The organism is Aliterella sp. E5.1 (assembly GCF_057473825.1).
The window spans coordinates 1-1404 of sequence record NZ_JBYCCV010000386.1 but is presented as its reverse complement, the minus strand read 5'-3'; the positions used below and the strand labels follow the sequence as shown (position 1 = coordinate 1404).

Sequence of the window (1404 nt, the reverse complement as noted above, 5' to 3'; positions counted from 1 at the left end):
CTTGAGCCACTATTGCTGAGGACTACGGCAAGCACTCAGTTAAGCCCTGAGTACAAGCAGAAGTTAATTCAGGAATACTCAAATCGAATAGCAAAAATCAAATCCCATGCCTAAATGCTGATTAATTCCAAGCAAATTAATAGTAAACAAATCAATTATATATAATAATACTATTGACTTGTCATCTAAAATTTGGTATTCTTCTTAGTAAGAAAACAGCGCTACAAGTGTTTTCTATTATAGCTTTTAGAAAATTGAATCATGAATAATTGTAAGTTTTTGAATCGGAGGGATCGACACTTTAAGTCGATGGCAAGCAGTCTCAAAGCATCTGTTTTGAACCAGGGGATGATGCTCGTTAATAAGCTTATTCTTGGGGATTCAGTGCTAAGTGAAGGACAAATACTCCACTCCCCCGGAGGGACTTTTGCATACGAAATCATTGGTCCCTGTTGCCGCCTCTACGATCGTGAACAGCTTCCCTGGCCCTCCTGCTCGATCAATTGGCGGGGTAAGCAACCCAGTTGGCGGCGGGTTGGCCGTCGCCTGATCCTGGACGTTGGGACAAAGAATCATCCTACCTATGCCGTCCGGCTGCTAGGGCAGGATTCCACAGCAGAGCCAATGCTGCTAACCCTCTTCTGGGTAAACTTATCATCCTCTGAGGGTGAATGGTGGCATGGGCGCAAGCCTGGGTCGGTAGGTATGCCCTCACAGCAGATTCTGGCTCTGCCTGCTACTCCAGAAGCTCAACCCACTGTTTTATCTGCCGGGATGGCGTAGTTCATCACCAACACTTTGAGCAACTTTCATCCGGTGCATCTGGCGATCGCTGAAGCCGCCGTTCGATTCGGTAGGCACCGCTAGCCGCAACTCTCTACATTTACGCGGTAAAAGGAGAAAAACCATGAATTATGTTGATTTTGCGCGATATCGAGATTTTGCTAGCCTTGCTCTTGCACAAGCTGAGACAGTAGCCACCAAAGCTGGTGGCCTTTGCCTTAGGACGCGACCCCATGTAATTCAGTTCGCCTGGGATACTTTCGATTCTGCGATCGCAGCTATGGCGTGGACAGTGGAACTAGGAATGCGTTTTAACGACTGGACCGAAGACCCCCAGAACAAGTCTCGGGCGAACCAAACCGTTGAAACAGTTTCAATTTACGCCAATCGAGCATTTAAGATTTGGTGCTGGGCTGTCTCGGTCACTATTGAGGGAGTTCACAATAGTCGTCCTCAAATAGAAAAAGCGATGGCCTCTGGCCGGTCTTTGACCATCGCTCTGACGAAGGAAGGGGTAACTCAAGCAATGGTAATGGTTCGGTTCCTACTTGCTTTACGGGGGTTAATTGCCCAACAGGACTGGGAGGAAGTAGAGGAATACCCAGCTCTACCCGCACCCCC

Annotated in this window: 3 protein-coding genes; 2 read left to right on the top strand and 1 reads right to left on the bottom strand. The window is 47.8% G+C overall.

Annotated elements, in window-relative coordinates; translation table 11 throughout:
* The first annotated feature begins 261 nt into the window (after positions 1 to 261).
* Positions 262 to 783 (top strand): hypothetical protein, encoded by a 522-nt coding sequence (locus AC2VE5_RS27525; RefSeq protein WP_486890705.1) that lies wholly within the window; start codon positions 262 to 264, stop codon positions 781 to 783.
* On the opposite strand, the gene AC2VE5_RS27520 is transcribed toward AC2VE5_RS27525, so the two are convergent.
* Positions 763 to 909, bottom strand: a complete 147-nt coding sequence (locus AC2VE5_RS27520; RefSeq protein ID WP_486890704.1) for a hypothetical protein — start codon at positions 907 to 909, stop codon at positions 763 to 765. The genes AC2VE5_RS27525 and AC2VE5_RS27520 overlap by 21 nt on opposite strands.
* Between AC2VE5_RS27520 and AC2VE5_RS27515 the strand changes: the two genes are divergently transcribed.
* Positions 908 to 1404: hypothetical protein (locus tag AC2VE5_RS27515; RefSeq protein WP_486890703.1), on the top strand; the 497-nt coding region annotated here is incomplete at its 3' end. The two genes, AC2VE5_RS27520 and AC2VE5_RS27515, sit on opposite strands and share 2 nt — an antisense overlap.

Bases quoted from the DNA above. Each gene is read 5' to 3' on its own strand.
- AC2VE5_RS27525 (WP_486890705.1), top strand. From the start codon at position 262: ATGAATAATTGTAAGTTTTTGAATCGGAGGGATCGACACTTTAAGTCG.
- AC2VE5_RS27520 (WP_486890704.1), bottom strand. From the start codon at position 909: ATGGTTTTTCTCCTTTTACCGCGTAAATGTAGAGAGTTGCGGCTAGCG.